The organism is Rhizobium sp. NPDC090275 (assembly GCF_044772225.1).
In the GTDB taxonomy this organism is placed as follows: domain Bacteria; phylum Pseudomonadota; class Alphaproteobacteria; order Rhizobiales; family Rhizobiaceae; genus Rhizobium.
Map to the genome: position 1 here is coordinate 105,562 of NZ_JBIVYL010000001.1, position 15,612 is coordinate 121,173.

The following is a 15,612-nucleotide window of genomic DNA, read 5'->3' on the forward strand; positions in this document are numbered from 1 at the left end:
GTTGATCAGTTTGCGCTTGCCCAGGCGCGGATGCGCCCGAGACCGGCTGCAAGAAGGTCGGTGACAGCGCTCTCCGTCTCCGCTTCCACGTAGCAGCGCATTTCCGGCGCATTGCCAGAGGGACGGAAGTGGATGATGCGCTTGTCGGCAAGCGTCACGCGCAGGCCGTCGATGTCGCTGGTGCGTTCGACTTGGCCGATCGACCGCAGGAAGTCGGAGAGATTGGCGGGGCTTGCACGCAGATGCGCCATCAGCTTGGAGCTGGTCTCGACCGGGAAGTTCTCAAGCCGGTCGGCGGCGGCGAAGGGGAGGCCGTAGCCCGATGCGATGACCGACAAGGGGCGCTTGTTTGCGGCTGCCTGCGCCAGCGTCGCCAGAACAGGCAGGAAGCAATCGCGGGTCGGCAAGGCCAGCAGCGTGGTGCCGTTGAGCTCGAAGTCGCTTGCCACCAGCGTGCCGCCATTGGCCTCGAAGCCGACGACGCCGGTCTTGCCCGACGTAATCACCTCCTGCATGCCTGAGATCACGAAGGGCGATCCGACGCGGGTGCGGATGACGCTGAACGATCCTGAAGCTTCGATGCCGGAGTTGGAGGTCACCGGTGTCACCACGGCATCGGCGCCGAGGAAGTTGGCGGCGATCAGGCCGAGAAGGTCGCCGCGCAGCGGCGTACCGGTTTCATCGGTGACCAGCGGCCGGTCGCCATCGCCATCGGCAGACACGATGGCGTCGAGGCCATGGTCGGTTGCTGCCTGCTTCAGCAGTGCAATGGTCTCTTCCGAGACGGCTTCGGTGTCGACAGGAATGAAGTGTTCGGAGCGCGCGAAGGCCGTGACTTGAGCGCCGAAGTGTTCGAGCAGGTCGACCATGAGATCGCGGGCGACGGTGCTGTGCTGGTAGACGCCGACCTTCAGGCCGGCAAGCGTATTGGCGGGCAACAGGCTGGCGTTGCGCTCCGTGAAGAGAGCGAGACACTCGGCCGACCGATCCTCGGCTTGCCGGTTGCTCAGCGGCCATTCGAAGCCGGTGCGGTCGAGATCGGCGGCGGCGGCGGTGATCGCAGCCTCGTCGGCCTTGTCGATCTCGCCATCCGGCCGATAGAACTTGATGCCGTTGCGATCGGCGGGGATGTGGGAGCCGGTGATCATCAGCGAGGCGGCGCCGAGATGCAGGCCGTAAAGCGCCAGCGCCGGCGTCGGCACGGTGCCGCAATCGATCATCGCAAAGCCGAGTTTGCCGAGCGCCTTGATGCAGTCGGCTGATATCTCGGGGCTGGAATCGCGAAAGTCACGTCCAATAAGGATCGGGTCTCCCGCCTTCGCCCGGCCGCTTTCGAGGAGATAGCGCCCGAACGCCGTCGCATAGAGCGCCGAAGCCCGGCCTTTCAAATCCTCGGAAAGGCCGCGAAGCCCGCTTGTCCCAAATTTCATTATGAATAAGCCCTCGGCAACGCTTGAATTCGACCGTGTTTTGAAAGCAGACTACTCAAAGTTCGTAAACTTTGATGGCCGGCGACCGGTAAAATGTCCGCCAAATCCCTTTTCGACGCAAGTTAGTCGCTCGTTTTTGGCGAGCCGGTGGAGGCAATTGCATGAATGAACAGACCATCGCACTCGAAGACAGCTGGAAGAGCGCCTTGTCCACCGAGTTCGAACAGCCCTACATGCAAAGCCTGAAAAACTTCCTTATCGAGCGAAAGCAGATGGGGAAACGGATTTTTCCCAAGGGATCGGAATATTTCAGGGCTCTTGATCTGACACCGCTCGACGATGTGAAGGTCGTGATCCTCGGGCAGGACCCCTATCACGGCGCGGGCCAGGCGCATGGCCTGTGCTTCAGCGTGCAGCCGGGCATCAGAATTCCGCCGTCGCTGGTCAATATCTACAAGGAGTTGCAGGCCGATCTCGGTATCGTTCCGGCGCGCCATGGCTTTCTCGAACATTGGGCGCGGCAGGGCGTTCTGCTCTTGAACAGCGTGCTGACGGTCGAGGAGGCGCAGGCCGCGTCGCATCAGGGCAAGGGGTGGGAGACCTTCACCGACGCCGTCATTCGCAAGGTCAACGACGAATGCGATGCGGTGGTCTTCATATTGTGGGGCGCCTATGCGCAGCGCAAAGCCGCGTTCGTCGATACATCCAGACATCTCGTTCTCAAATCGCCGCATCCATCGCCGCTTTCGGCGCATAACGGCTTCTTCGGCTGCCATCACTTCTCCAAGGCCAACGCCTTTCTCGAGAAACACGGCCGCTCGCCTATCGACTGGCAGCTTCCCGAGAATCCTGCCGATGAATAGCTTGAGATGAACGACATCCCCTTGTCGTTCACTAAAAGTAGACAATGCGTTCCGGTCGCTGGGACTATTCCAACGGCCGGATAAGGATCATCTATGACCCATCGAACAGCCCGCCAGGCGGGCCAGAAAGGGGTCTCAAATGCTCGACCAGATCAAGGGTCTTCACCACGTTACGTCGATGGCTGCGAACGCCCAGACGAACAATCAATTCTTCACCAACGCGCTCGGCCTGCGCCGCGTCAAGAAGACCGTCAATTTCGACGCTCCCGACGTCTATCACCTCTATTATGGCGACGAGAACGGCGCGCCGGGCACGATCATGACCTACTTCCCGTTCCCGAAGATGGCGCAGGGCCGTCCGGGCACCGGCGAAGTCGGAACGACGGTCTATTCCATTCCCGAGGGCTCGATCGGCTTCTGGAGCGATCGCCTCGCCAAGCTGAATGTGACGGGTCTGAAGACCGAGGAGACATTCGGCGAGAAGCGGCTGAACTTTGCCGGTCCCGATGGTGACGGCTTCGCGCTGGTCGAGGTCAAGGATGACACCCGTCTGCCCTGGACGCATGGCGGCGTTGATCAGGATCATGCGATCCGCGGCTTCCATTCGGTTGCCATGCGGCTGCGCGACGACGGCGCGACATCGGAACTCTTACAGTTCATGGGCTATCAGGTCCAGGACGAACGCGATGGCGTCAAGCGCCTGACCATTCCCGGCGGCAACGGCGCGCATCTGATCGATCTTGAGACGATGCCGAACATCTCGCGGGCGCTTCCGGGTGCGGGCTCGGTGCATCACGTCGCCTTTGCCGTCGAAAACCGCGCGAAGCAGCTGGAGGTCCGCAAAGCCCTGATGGACACCGGATATCAGGTGACGCCGGTTATCGACCGCGATTACTTCTGGGCGATCTATTTCCGCACGCCAGGCGGCGTGCTGTTTGAAATCGCCACCAACGAACCGGGCTTCGACCGGGACGAGGATACAGCGCATCTCGGCGAAGCGCTGAAGCTGCCGACGCAGCACGAGCATCTGCGCGCGCTGCTCGAACAGCACCTCGAACCGCTGGAAGCATAAGCTAAGGATATCGATATGACCGATCATGGATATGTGCACCGGCTGCATGCCGGTGCTGCGGGCAAGCCTATTCTCTTTACACTGCATGGGACGGGCGGAGACGAGAACCAGTTCTTCGACTTCGTGCGGCAACTCCTGCCCGAGGCAACCATCGTCTCGCCGCGTGGCGATGTCTCGGAATACGGCGCCGCGCGCTTCTTCAAGCGCACCGGCGAGGGTGTTTACGACATGGCCGATCTGGCGCGGGCGACCGACAAGATGGCTGGTTACGTCAGCGAGCTCGCAAGGGAGCACCAGGCGTCAGCCATCCTCGGGCTTGGCTTTTCGAACGGCGCCAACATTCTCGCCAACGTGCTGATCGAGAAGGGGGTGTTCGATGCGTCGGCGCTGATGCATCCGCTCATTCCCTTCCAGCCGAAGGCCAACGCAGGTCTGGCGGGACGCAAGGTGCTGATCACCGCCGGCGAGCGCGATCCGATCAGCCCCGTGCCGGTTACCAAGGCGCTGGCCGATTACTATGAGCGCCAGAAGGCTGATGTGACGACCGTGTGGCATCCCGGCGGACACGAGATCCGGCCGAACGAGGTCGATGCGATCAAGGCGCTCTTTGAGCCATATAGATAGGACAAATCATCGGGCAGGCCTTTCGGGGTCTGCCCGATGGCTTCCTGCGCGCTACCACTTTGATCTAGGGTCATGCCTTCAATCTTCTGTGGTAATTTTTCATCATTGATACTGGAGCGGGTATAGGATCTCATTTTCCGAGGAATGCATTCGTATGAGCGATATTGCCGACCTCAGGATGATCTTGGGCCTTCTCCGTCGCCAGATATGGGTGGTCTTGGCCACCGCGGCAGCCATTCTCTCGCTCACCGCTATCATCCTGACGGTGTTGACGCCGCGATATACCGCGCAGGCGCTTGTGGTCGTCGACACCAGCGCCAAGAACCTGTTGGCGCCGGATAGTGCTGCAATCGCCAATGCTTCCGATAATGCGCGCGTCGAAGGAGAGGTGCGGATCGCGCAGTCCGATGCGGTGCTCCTCGACGTCGTGCGCGAGGGGAAGCTGGTTGATGACCCGGAATTCGCATCCCGATCCGGCTACCTTACGGCCATCTTGGCTCGCTTCGGCGGTGCATCCTCTCACACTACCGATGACGCCGAGCGCAAGACGCTGGCCTCGTTCAAGGAGGCGGTCCGGGTCCGTCGTGAGGGGCTGACCTATCTCATTACCGTTGGTGTTACATCCGAGGATGCCGGGAAGGCCGCGCTTCTCGCAAATCGGGTGGCTTCGGTCTACATCAGGCATCAGGTCGATGCCAAGGTGGCGGGCACGATCGCGGCCCGCAACAGCCTGCAAGCACGGGTGAGCGCCGCCAAGGACAGCCTTGCGAGCAACGAAGGGCGGTTGGATGGCTTCCTTGCCTCCAATGCCGGCATGCGCGACGCCTTCACGAACGCCAATATCGGCCTGCGCGTCGCCGATGCGCAACTCAATCGGGCGGCCGCGTCACCTACGAGCACGCCGCAGCTGCCCACACCGTCCGAGACGTTGACGCAGTTCTACAGCCTGCAGCAATCGGCTGAGATTGCGCGGGCGCAATATCAGAACCTCCTCACGCGACTGCAGGATTTCGAGGCGCAGGCCAGCCTGCAACTGGCTGACAGTCGGGTGATCTCCGAGGCGTTGCCACCGATCGAGCCATCGTATCCGAGGGTTGCTGCGATCCTTGCCGTCATGAGCCTCGTCGCGCTTGGTTTCGGCATCGGGGCGGGTTTCCTGCGGGAGTTCTTCGTTGGCGGATTTACCGGGGAGGACCAGGTCGAGGCGGTGCTGAACATCCAGTTGGCATCGGTGGTGCCGCACGAGGAGGGTGGCGAACTGGAGCGGCCGCATGGGCGCGGGCTCTCCGACCGGATCATGACGGCGCCGCTCTCGGTCTTTTCAGAATCGATCCGGCGTATCCGGGTGTCGGTCGAGCAGGCGCTTCTCAACCGGCATCCCGTGATGGAGGATGCCCGCGAGGAAGGCATCGTGATCATGGTGTCCTCCAGCCTTCCGGGCGAGGGGAAATCGACGCTCGCCACCGCGCTGGCTCGGACCTATGCGCTTGCCGGAAAGCGCACGCTCCTCATCGACTGCGACCTCAGGAAGCCCAGCATTCACCGCCATGTCGATCGCGAGCCGACGCCCGCTTTCGTCAATCTGCTGCGCGGCGAGGCCGATCCTGGGTTCGCCAGTATGGTGGATGTCGACCACGCCACGAACCTCTCCGTCATACTGGGCGCGCGGCCGGCGGAGTTTGCCACCGACGAGCTGCTGATGAGCGCGCGGGTGCGGGCGCTTCTCGCTCGGGCGCGGTTGCATTTCGATTACGTCGTCATCGACACGCCGCCAGTCGAGGCGGCGGTGGATGCGCTTTATCTGGCCCGGCTCTGCGATGTCGCGCTTTTCGTGGTGCGCTGGGCGCGGACGCCGCAGAACGTCGCGCGAAAGGCTGTGGCGGCGCTGAAGGGGAATGTCGGCGGCGGCACGCCCGTGATCGCGGTGCTGAACGGGCAGGACCAGCGCCGCTGGTTCAGCTTCAAGGCCAAGCCGCTGTGGCGCACTGCCTATGCTGGGTAGTCTCAGCAGTGTCCGTTGACCCGTTGGCCTACCTCTTTAGGTGCAATCCAGGCGTTTAACGGTGACGGCGTCTTGACATGCTGGTTGCGTTACTAAAGGTTTAATCCATTCATAAATGCAACCTTATTCACGTCATGGCTGCGCCCCGATTTTTCTCCGTGGCGCTTGATTGCAGGCATTTGAAATAGCGATTTCACTCATTCGTTGAAGAGCGACGCATGGTCCATGCAAGGCGCATTCTCGTCCACGATTATTCCGGTCATCCGTTTCAGGTGCAGCTTGCGCGCGCGCTGGCGCGGCGAGGGCATGAGGTTCTGCACGTCTATTCCGAAAGCTTCCAGACGCCGAAGGGTGACCTTGCCGCGCGGCCGGATGATCCGTCCGGGTTTCGTATTGCCGGCCTTTCATTGTCCGAGCCGTTCCAGAAATCGAGCCTCCTGAAGCGGAGGGCGCAAGAGATCGAGTTCGGGCGGATGGTGGCCGGTGAGATCAGGCGGTTTCGGCCTGACATCGTGCTTTCCGCCAATGCGCCGCTCGACACGCAGGCCGTCATTCACAAGGCCGCGCGCGTCTGCGGAGCGCGGTTCGTGTTCTGGCTGCAGGATATCTACAGCGAGGCCATCGGCCGCTTCCTGCCCGCTGCGTTTCCGCTGATCGGGAATGCGGTGGCGCGACGGTATCAGCGGCTCGAATTCGGTCTGCTGAGGGCAAGCGATCATGTCGTCGCGATCACCGACGATTTCGTTCCACATCTCCGGCAGAACGGCATCGCGCCGGGTCGGCTCTCCGTCATCGAAAACTGGGCGCCGCTGGATGAGATGCGATCGGTCGGACCGAAACAGTCCGAGAACGGCAGAGGCGATGGCCAGATCGAGGCGGTCTATGCCGGCACGCTCGGCTACAAGCACAATCCCGATCTGCTGCTGCAGGCGGCGAAAGCGCTGCCTGTTACGATCGACGTTCATTCCGAGGGCGCGATTGCCGAAAGCCTGGCGCGCAAGGCGGCGGCGGAAGGTGTCCGCAATCTGCGCGTAAAGCCGTGGGTGCCGTTTGCCGATCTGCCCGATGTGCTCGGGTCAGCCGATATCCTGATCGCGATGATCGAAGAGGGGGCTGGGGCGTTCTGCGTGCCATCCAAGGTGCTGACCTATTTCGGTTGCGGGCGGCCTGTTTTGGCCTCCGTGCCACGCAACAACCTTGCCCGGCGGCTCATCGAGCGCGCCGGTGCCGGTCTTGCGTCGGATCCTGGTGATGCGGCGGCGTTCATCGACAATCTGCGTGCGCTTGCCGGCGATGCCGCGCTGCGCCTCCGGTTTGGGGCAAACGGCCTTGCCTATGCCCGCGCCAATTTCGCGATCGAGCCGATCACCGACCGTTTCGAGGCGATTTTCGCTGGTCTCTATCAGATGGAGAAACAGGCAATCTAGCGCTGGGGGCGTTGCATGCTGGAGAAGACTGCACTTGTCTGCGGCGCCGGAGGGTTTATCGGCAGCCACCTCGTCCGCCGACTGAAGCGCGACGGCTTTTGGGTTCGCGGCGTCGATCTCAAACTGCCTGATTATGAGGAAAGCGTGGCCGACGAATTCATCGTTGGAGATCTGAGGCTGATCGACGTCTGCGAACGGGTGATCGACCGCGATTTCCACGAGATGTACCAGCTGGCGGCCGATATGGGTGGTGCCGGCTATATTTTCACCGGCCAGCACGACGCCGACATCATTCACAATTCGGCAACGATCAATCTCAACGTCGCCGATCTGTGCCGCCGGCGCGGCGTTGGCCGCGTATTCTTCTCGTCGTCGGCCTGCGTCTATCCCGCGGTCAACCAGGCTGATCCAGACAACCCGAACTGCGAGGAAACGTCCGCCTATCCCGCAGCACCGGACAGCGAGTACGGTTGGGAAAAGCTGATCTCGGAGCGGCTCTATCAGTCCTATGCCCGCAACTACGGCATGACCTGCCGCATCGCCCGCTACCACAACATCTTCGGCCCATCGGGAACCTGGGACGGCGGCAGGGAAAAGGCGCCGGCGGCGATCTGCCGGAAGGTGGCGCAGGCGGATCATGGCGGTGAGATCGAGATTTGGGGCGATGGCCTGCAGACCCGCTCCTTCCTCTACATCGACGAATGCATCGAGGGCACGATCCGGCTGATGCACTCGGATTTTGCCGGGCCGGTCAATATCGGCTCCGAGGAAATGGTGAGCATCAACCGCCTCGTCGACATGGTGTGCGAGATCGCCGGCAAGCGGCTGCACAAGCGGCATGTCGCTGGCCCCATGGGCGTTCGCGGCCGCAGATCGGACAACAGGTTGATTGCAGAGACCCTCCACTGGCGGCCGACGCAGAGCCTGATGGACGGCCTGGAGAAGACCTATGCGTGGATCGAAAACCAGCTTCTACGGAGCGCTGCGTGAGAAGCGGCTTTCCCCAGTGTGATAGGCTCTCCGCCATGGGCGGGAGGCCACGCGGCTCGACCAACGCGGCGCTGTTGATCGTGAGCTTCGCAGTCGGGCAGGGCTCGATATTCCTGGCGCAGACATGGTTGATCCATCGCGGCGCGCTCGATCTCCTGGCGGCGTTCGCGACGCATTTCTCCTTTGCGATCCTGGCATTGATGGTTGTCGACTTCGGCGCGCCCGTGGTCGTCGCGAGGCGGATTTCGCTGGCGGGGGACGGTGAGGTCCTGGATGTGACACGGCGCTGCTACTGGCAGGCCTCGGCTGTTCGGCTCGGTGTTGCGTTCGCTGTGTCGTTGGCTGGCCTTGGCTATGCATGGTTCGGCGGAGACGGGTTTTCACGGGGCTATGTCCCGGCGGCCATTCCGGCGCTGTTGATCTCGGCATTCAACGCGGCGGGCATCTTCGATGGGCTGGGGCTTAGCGGCATCAGCGGGTTGACCGGGATGCTCGCCTATATCGCGTCCGCCATCGCGCTGGTCGCGGCGGGTGCACAATCAGCCTCGGCCGATGCGGGCATGATCCTCGGGGTGGCGCTGTCGCTTGGTTACGCCTTCGCGGTCGTTGCGCAACTGGCTGTGCTTTGGCGGCTGGGCTGCCAGATGCGTGTGGTGACGTTCACCGTCGCAGATTGCGGCGCGACTGCCCGTGAGGGCCTGAGCGTGCTCCTTGCGATACTGCCCGGGCAGCTGTCGTTCCGCTTTCAGATCGTGGTCTGCGCGGCGGTGCTGGGGCAGGCGGGGGTGGGATTGTTCGTCTATGGCAGGCAGATCGCGGCGGCCGCCTCGCAGGTCCTGGAGTTCGTGCGGCGCGCGCATTTTCCCGATATGGTCCGTGCCCTTCGGTTGGGTGATACCACGTTGAGGGCGGGCTTCGAGGCGCAGCGGTTGGCGACGTTGCTTGCGATCGCGTTGACGCTTGGTTTGATGCTGGTTGGTAGCTCCTGCTTCTTGCTGATGAGCGGCGCCTTTGCGCAATCGGGTCTGGTGGCCGCGCTCTTTTCTGTCGGGGTGCTGACCGGCGCGCTGTCGCAGACGCTGGGGCAGGCGGCGCAGGGGCTTGGCCGCTTTCGGGTCGTGGCTGTCGCCGCCGTGCTGGCCATGCTGGTCGGTTTTGGAGCGAGCGCCGGTCTGGGGGCACTGCTTGGGCTTCTCGGACTGGCGATGGCGGAAGTGGTGACGCATGTGGTCGGGGCGCTGGTGATATGGGCCTCGGTGTTCTGGCGAGTGGACGGGCGGAAGATCGTGCGGGTCGGCGCATGATCAGGCTCTGGACCGTTACGGCGCTTTATCTCGCCAATCTGCCGTTCGCCGATAGCCTCTTCGTCGTTCTGCTGACGCTGCCGATGTTCCTCATGGTTTTGGTCGGGCTGTATCGCATTCGGTCGCGCCGGTTCCAGGTCGGCGATGTCTTCTGGTTCTGCCTCTTCGTCTACTTCGTGATCTCGCCCCTGCAGCGCATGCATGGGGACCGGATCGGCGGCGCGACCGCGATCACTGCCTATGCCTATGAACCGCAGGAGTTCATTGCAGCGATGCTGATCGTCGTCCTGTTTTGTCTGCCGTTCCTGTTTGTCTCGATGGAGCGAGACCAGCCACCCGCCGAAGCGGGTGGTTCGATATTTCCGATGCCGGTTCTGCTGGCCTTGAACAGTCTCGCCTTTGCATCCTTCGTCGCATCCGAGGGCGGAATGGAGCGGCTGTTGTCGTCGCGGCTGGAGCAGGATCCGGCGCAGGCCTTCATCGGCAGCCTGTTCTTTCTTGGCCTGCAGTCCGTGACGGCTTGCCTTGTCGCGGTGCGGTTTCATGCTGCCCGATCGCGACTAATTTCTTTCGTGCCGCTGCTTTTCGTCATCGCCTTGCTGGCGGTCGCGCGAAATCCGTTCAACGCGCCGCGCTTCATGCTGCTGGCGGTCTGGGGTCCGGTCATGCTGGCGCTTTGCGGCGGCCGGGTTGCGGCTGCATGGTTTTATGTCGCTGGCCTGTTGGCGTTGACGATCCTGTTTCCGATCCTGAACATAACCACGCGGCTTGGACTTGATGGCGTGGGCGATCTCTCCGAGATATCCGTCTTCGGCAATTTCTTCGATATTCCCTCGGTCGACGTTTTCGACATGGCGGTGCATGCGGTGCGGTTCATGTCGGCGCATGATCAGATGTGGGGAGAGAAGCTCGTCGCCATCCTGTTGTTCTTCGTGCCGCGCGCGGTCTGGGCCGGAAAGCCTGTGGTGGGCGGGCTCGATGTCGGCAACGAGCTGTTCGCGGCGGGCATGTACGGGACGCCGAACCTGTCCTTCCTCGCCGGCTGCGATCTCTACATGGATTTCGGCTTCGCCGGCGTCGCGCTGGGCGGGGCTGTCACCGCCATGCTGCTGCGGTCGGTGCTGATGGCGAAATGGGGCGTGGTCGGCGGCGTCAGCGTGTTGCGTATTCTCATCGCCTCGTCGATGCCGATCCTTTTGCGAGGTCCCGTCGGCGCCGTGCTGCCGTTGTTCGTTTGCCAGATCGCGGTTGTTTTGGCGTTGTCGTGGCCGGTCCGGGACCAAGTCTATCCGGCGCCGTTCTATCGCGAGCGGTTGCGATGATGACGGAAGGCGGGTCAGAGAATTTCGGCATACTCGACGCCTCGACGTCCGGATCGCGTGAGGGCGGGCCGAGTTTTAGCGTTAGGCACCGCGCGCTACGGCTCGCCTGGGGGATCGCCTGGGCGCTGCTGGCGGCGTGGACGCCGGCGCCGTTGCATTGGTGGCGAACGTTTCTGTTGCGGCTGTTTGGGGCGCGGTTGGCGCGCAATGTGCGGGTGCATGGAGCGGCGCGGATCTGGTATCCGCCGCATCTGATTATGGAGGAGAACACGCTGGTCGGTCGCGGGGCGATCATCTACTGCGTTGCGCCTGTTCGCCTCGGGCGTGGCGTGGTGATCTCGCAGGGCGCGCATCTGTGTACCGGCTCGCATGATATCGATGATGCGTCGTTCCAGCTTACGGCTCGGCCAATTACCATTGGCGCGGAGGCCTGGGTCGCCGCCGAGGCCTTTGTCGGTCCCGGCGTTTTTATCGGGGAGGGGGCGGTTCTTGGCGCGCGGGGCGTTGCCTTCAGCGATCTTGCCGCATGGACCGTTTATGCCGGCAATCCGGCGCGGCCGATCCGGGCTCGAGTTACCAGCCCATAGCCGCGCGCGCGTCACCAGCCCATAGCCGTGGTCGCCGATACCCAGGCTGCGGCGGCGATCGCATAGCCCTGGTCGTTCAGATGCAGCGCATCGGAGCGTAAGGACCTTGGAATTAGGCCGGCGGCGACGTCCTGTTGGTCCTCGGTCGTCTGATTGGCGGCGGCGGCGAGCGCGGCGTGCAGATCGACGAAGCGTGTCGTGTGCATGTTGGCCAGTGTGGCGTTTAGGGCGGCGATCGTCTGGCGGGTTTCGGGGGTGTCGGCGGCGGAAGGCAGGATCGAGCCGATCAGGTAGCGGCCGCCGGGCACATGGGCGGCCATGGCCGCGATGTCGGAGAGAACGGCTTCTGGTGTGACCGCATTGTTGCGGCCGGCCCACAGCCATTGGATCTGGCCGGTGGTCACATCGCTGGGGTGGAAGGGCGTGGCGTATGCGACGGCCACGGTATCGCCCGCATGGCTACGCGTGAACAGGTAGCGCGTGCCGCTATCGGTCGTCAGCGTGCCCTCCACGCCGGGCAGCGTGCCGCTGAGGCCGATGGCGCCATTGGCGCCGTGCAGCGCCTCTACCGATCGATAGAGGACCTCAACTTGAGGGGTCTCGTCGCCCCATTCGATGACGATGTTGTCGAGCGACCAGCGGAGAAGGCTGCCGCTGCTGAGGAAGGCGATTGCCCCGCAGGATGGGTTTGCGCTGGCGAGATTGCCGGCTGAGAAGATCAGTTCGTAATGGCCGCTGGCCGAGATCGCCGATGTGGGGTCGCCGCCCGATGTCGTCGTCGCCCAGCTGCCGCCCGGTGCGGCGAGCCCGCCGACATGGATCTGGCCGCTGCCGTCGATGATCTCGATGTCGAAGGCGATGTGGATGAGCTTGCCGCCTGGGATTTCGGCAACGTTGAGTTCGCAGCCGCGCAGCACGCCGGCGTCGTCGTTTTCGACGATCAGCCTGCCGTCGCGCGTCGAGACCGGTGCTGCGCGACCGTCCTGGATTCGCGGCAGCCAGCCCTCGTTGTTCTGATCGAAACGATAGAGCCGCGAGAACTCCGGGTGATAGGCGGGGATTTCGCCATCGCCGGGTGTCAGTTGCAGCGTTGTTGCGGCCGCGCCTTGTTCGAGCTGGCCGGGGAAGATGCGCAGGGTGATGTCGATCGCGCTGCCAGGGATGATATCGAGCAGATGCGTGGAGCGGATGAAGCCATGGGTGTTGGTCGCCGTCGCCGAGACCTGGCTCCGCGTGCCATCCAGGACGAAAGCGGGCGCGGCGATTTCGGCGAGGTAGCCGCCGAGTTCGTCGGCCTCGATCAGCAGCAGGCGCATGCCCGCTACGCCTGACGTGGAGCCTGCGATCATCTGGATCGTGCTCGAGATCGTCCAGGGGCTGCCCGGTTCCGCCGCGTAGTTGGCGGCAATAGTGCCGTAGATCTGCCGGCCGATGTCGGTGAAGCCGGCTGTCGCCGTCCCGTGGATCCTGACATCGCCATAGGGCAGGCCGTTTTCGTCGGTGCCCTTGTTGATGAATTCATGCGTGAGCCCGCTGACGATACCGGTCTCGAACCGGTCCATCCAGTCGCGCGTATGCGGATAGAGGTTCCTGATATCGCCGACGGCGACCGCAAGCAGCAGCGGCACGCCGCCCTGTCTGGCCGCGATCTCGGTCGAGGTCTGGCCGCCGATGCCGCGATTGATGATCGTCCTCGGCGGATGGAAGAGGCCGGCGGCAATGGACGGGAAGGTATGGTCGCGGGACGATGCGCCGGCGCCCTCGGTCAGGCTGTCGCCGAACGCGATGATCGTGCGGGAGGCAGGGCTTTGCCGGGCGGGGGATTGGGTAGTCGAAAGGCCGATACCGAGAAGCATTGCGGGTCTCCTGTAGGAATTGGGAAAAATATCCTAGTTCAGTCTCGGGAGACGGGGACGAGCTGTTGGCGCAAGTTCTTTTGCGGTCGAGCCGCGCAAAGCGTGGTTACCTTCATGTTGTCTTAAGTAATTATCTTGAGATTACAGTTTCCTTGTTCCATGATGATTCCGGCCGGAAGGTTTTCTGTGTCCGACGTCATGTCGATCGATGCAGATCGCTTCCGTAGAGAACATGTTTCCTGGTCATCGATCGCGTTTTGCGGCCGCTAGACTTGATTTCACAATAGTACGCCGCCTGTGTGCGCTCGCCGTGGGCCTGATTGGGAAGATTGCATGAATTCGGAGTTTGCCGTTCGCCCCATGCGGCCCGGTGAGTTGGAGCTAGTGCTCGAATGGGCGCGCCAGGAGGGGTGGAATCCAGGTCTCGACGATTCGCTTCCATTTCATGACGCGGATCCATCGGGGTTTTTCGTCGGCGCGGTCGGCGAAGTCCCCGTCGGCTCGATATCCGTCGTCAAATATGGCGATGACCTGGCCTTTCTCGGGCTCTACATGGTTCACCCGGAATTTCGCGGCAAGGGTTACGGCAGGGCGATCTGGGATGCCGGCATCGCATCGGCGAATGGCCGCAGCATCGGGCTCGATGGCGTCGTCGCCCAGCAGGAGAATTACCGCAAGGCTGGCTTCGAGGAGGCTTACAAGACGGTTCGCTATGGCGGCGTGATCGGCTCTTTGCCATCGTCGTCTCTGACCGCCACGCCCGTGACCGACAAGCTGGACGGGCTGGTGCGCTATGATGCCAGCGTGTTTTCAGCGCAGCGCCCGGCCTTCGTGACCTCGTGGTGCACCAACCGCAAGCATCGGCGCACGGCCGTCGTGCGCAAGAGCGGCAAGATCCGTGGCTATGGCACGATCCGCCGCTGTTATGACGGATACAAGATCGGGCCGCTGTTTGCCGCCGATGCGGATAGCGCCGCGGCACTGCTTTCCACGCTCGGGCAGGAGGCGAAGGGCGCACGGGTGTTCATCGATATCCCCTCTGACAATCGCGAAGCCGTGGCGCTTGCCGTCGGCATGGGGCTGGAGCCGGTGTTCGAGACATCTCGCATGTATCGCGGCGCCGTTCCCACGGTTCCGCTGAAGAATGTCTTCGGCGTCACCACATTGGAACTGGGCTAGCTAGCCCGCGTCCGACGTCGCAGGGGCCACTCGATTGGGACGGCCCTTTTCGGCGATGGCGATGCCGCCGAGCGTCAAGACCAGTGCCACGATGTGGAACGTCTGCAGCGTTTCGCCGAGTAGCGCGACCGAAAACAGGGTGCCGAAGACGGGCACGAGATTGATGAAGAGCGCTGCGCGGTTGGCGCCGATCCACTCGACGCCCTTGATATAAAAGACCTGCGCCATCAGCGAGGCGAAGATTGCCGTGTAGATGGTGATGAGCCATCCGGTCGCGTCGGGAGCCTGTGCCGCACCCTTCGATGCCTCCCAGGCGAGAAGCGGCAGCGCGCTCAGCATGGCGCCGAGCGCGGGCACGGCCATCAGCGTGCGCCAGTCGAGCGGCGGCTTCCATCGCAGGAAGATGGTGTAGACCGAGTAGGCGGCGACCGCGACCAGCATCAGGCCGTCGCCGGTGTTGAGGCCGAGCTCCAAAAGCGTGGTCAGGCTGCCGTGGGCGGCCGTGAGTGCCACGCCGATCAAGGTCATCGCGAAACCCAGGATCTGGGCCAGAGACACGCCGGTGCGGAAGAATAGGAAGTTGAGCAGGAATATCAGCATCGGGATGCCTGCCTGCTCGATTGCGACATTGATGGCGGTCGTATATTTTACCGCGGAATAGAGCATGGCATTGAAGAGCGTGTAGCCGACGATGCCGTAGAAGAAGAGCAGAGGGAGGTTTTTGCGCACGACCGGCCAGTCGCGCTTCAGCTGCGGCACGGATATGGCGGCAATGATCGCCGTTGCGACGAACCAGCGCAGCGATGTCAGCATCATCGGGCTGACGTGACCGAGCGCCAGTTTTCCAGCAACGGTATTGCCACCCCAGCACATCGCGGCAACGACAAGGCATATGTAGGCGGCAAACTGCACGGCCGATTCTCTCCCGGTCGGCTGCGCGGGCGCAGAACTTCCTC

The 15,612-nt window shown here is 62.8% G+C and carries 13 protein-coding genes; 10 read left to right on the forward strand and 3 right to left on the reverse strand.

Annotated features, from left to right (window positions below):
- Positions 1-5 precede the first annotated feature (5 nt).
- The gene (locus tag ACIQUB_RS00440; RefSeq protein ID WP_113235245.1) at positions 6-1,430 is read right to left on the reverse strand and encodes a phosphomannomutase; all 1,425 of its coding nucleotides are present in this window, start codon (positions 1,428-1,430) and stop codon (positions 6-8) included.
- Between the two features lie 161 nt (positions 1,431-1,591).
- On the opposite strand from ACIQUB_RS00440, the gene ung reads away from it, so the two are divergent.
- The 9 genes from ung to ACIQUB_RS00485 all read left to right on the forward strand — a co-directional run bounded on the left by ung (position 1,592) and on the right by ACIQUB_RS00485 (position 11,621).
- Positions 1,592-2,293, forward strand: coding sequence for a uracil-DNA glycosylase (gene ung / locus ACIQUB_RS00445; RefSeq protein ID WP_113235247.1), 702 nt, complete (start codon positions 1,592-1,594; stop codon positions 2,291-2,293).
- A gap of 139 nt (positions 2,294-2,432) precedes the next feature.
- Positions 2,433-3,365 carry a VOC family protein gene (locus tag ACIQUB_RS00450; RefSeq protein WP_113235249.1) on the forward strand — a complete coding sequence of 311 codons (933 nt, stop codon included), beginning with the start codon at positions 2,433-2,435 and terminating at the stop codon, positions 3,363-3,365.
- A 15-nt stretch (positions 3,366-3,380) separates the two neighbouring features.
- Complete coding sequence (locus tag ACIQUB_RS00455) at positions 3,381-3,989, forward strand: alpha/beta hydrolase (RefSeq protein WP_113235251.1); 609 nt, start codon at positions 3,381-3,383, stop codon at positions 3,987-3,989.
- A gap of 154 nt (positions 3,990-4,143) precedes the next feature.
- Positions 4,144-5,991, forward strand: a complete 1,848-nt coding sequence (locus ACIQUB_RS00460) for a Wzz/FepE/Etk N-terminal domain-containing protein (protein ID WP_113235253.1) — start codon at positions 4,144-4,146, stop codon at positions 5,989-5,991.
- 218 nt (positions 5,992-6,209) lie between these two features.
- On the forward strand, positions 6,210-7,418 hold the full coding sequence (locus ACIQUB_RS00465; RefSeq protein ID WP_113235255.1) for a glycosyltransferase family 4 protein: 1,209 nt from the start codon (positions 6,210-6,212) through the stop codon (positions 7,416-7,418).
- 15 nt (positions 7,419-7,433) lie between these two features.
- Positions 7,434-8,408 (forward strand): NAD-dependent epimerase/dehydratase family protein, encoded by a 975-nt coding sequence (locus tag ACIQUB_RS00470; protein ID WP_113235257.1) that lies wholly within the window; start codon positions 7,434-7,436, stop codon positions 8,406-8,408.
- A 35-nt stretch (positions 8,409-8,443) separates the two neighbouring features.
- Positions 8,444-9,712 (forward strand): hypothetical protein, encoded by a 1,269-nt coding sequence (locus tag ACIQUB_RS00475; RefSeq protein WP_113235259.1) that lies wholly within the window; start codon positions 8,444-8,446, stop codon positions 9,710-9,712.
- A complete protein-coding gene (locus ACIQUB_RS00480) occupies positions 9,709-11,034 on the forward strand; it encodes a hypothetical protein (protein ID WP_113235261.1) in 1,326 nt (441 codons plus the stop codon). The genes ACIQUB_RS00475 and ACIQUB_RS00480 overlap by 4 nt, the downstream gene beginning before the upstream one ends.
- On the forward strand, positions 11,031-11,621 hold the full coding sequence (locus tag ACIQUB_RS00485) for a putative colanic acid biosynthesis acetyltransferase (RefSeq protein WP_402928246.1): 591 nt from the start codon (positions 11,031-11,033) through the stop codon (positions 11,619-11,621). The genes ACIQUB_RS00480 and ACIQUB_RS00485 overlap by 4 nt, the downstream gene beginning before the upstream one ends.
- Before the next feature lie 11 nt (positions 11,622-11,632).
- On the opposite strand, the gene ACIQUB_RS00490 is transcribed toward ACIQUB_RS00485, so the two are convergent.
- Positions 11,633-13,477 carry an SGNH/GDSL hydrolase family protein gene (locus tag ACIQUB_RS00490; RefSeq protein ID WP_113235263.1) on the reverse strand — a complete coding sequence of 615 codons (1,845 nt, stop codon included), beginning with the start codon at positions 13,475-13,477 and terminating at the stop codon, positions 11,633-11,635.
- A 333-nt stretch (positions 13,478-13,810) separates the two neighbouring features.
- Here ACIQUB_RS00490 and ACIQUB_RS00495 point away from each other — a divergent pair, with 333 nt between their 5' ends.
- Entirely contained in the window at positions 13,811-14,656 is an 846-nt protein-coding gene (locus ACIQUB_RS00495) for a GNAT family N-acetyltransferase (protein WP_113235265.1), read from the forward strand.
- Here the strand turns inward: ACIQUB_RS00495 and ACIQUB_RS00500 are convergent, their stop codons facing one another.
- Positions 14,657-15,568 (reverse strand): DMT family transporter, encoded by a 912-nt coding sequence (locus tag ACIQUB_RS00500; protein ID WP_113235267.1) that lies wholly within the window; start codon positions 15,566-15,568, stop codon positions 14,657-14,659.
- Between the last annotated feature and the right edge of the window lie 44 nt (positions 15,569-15,612).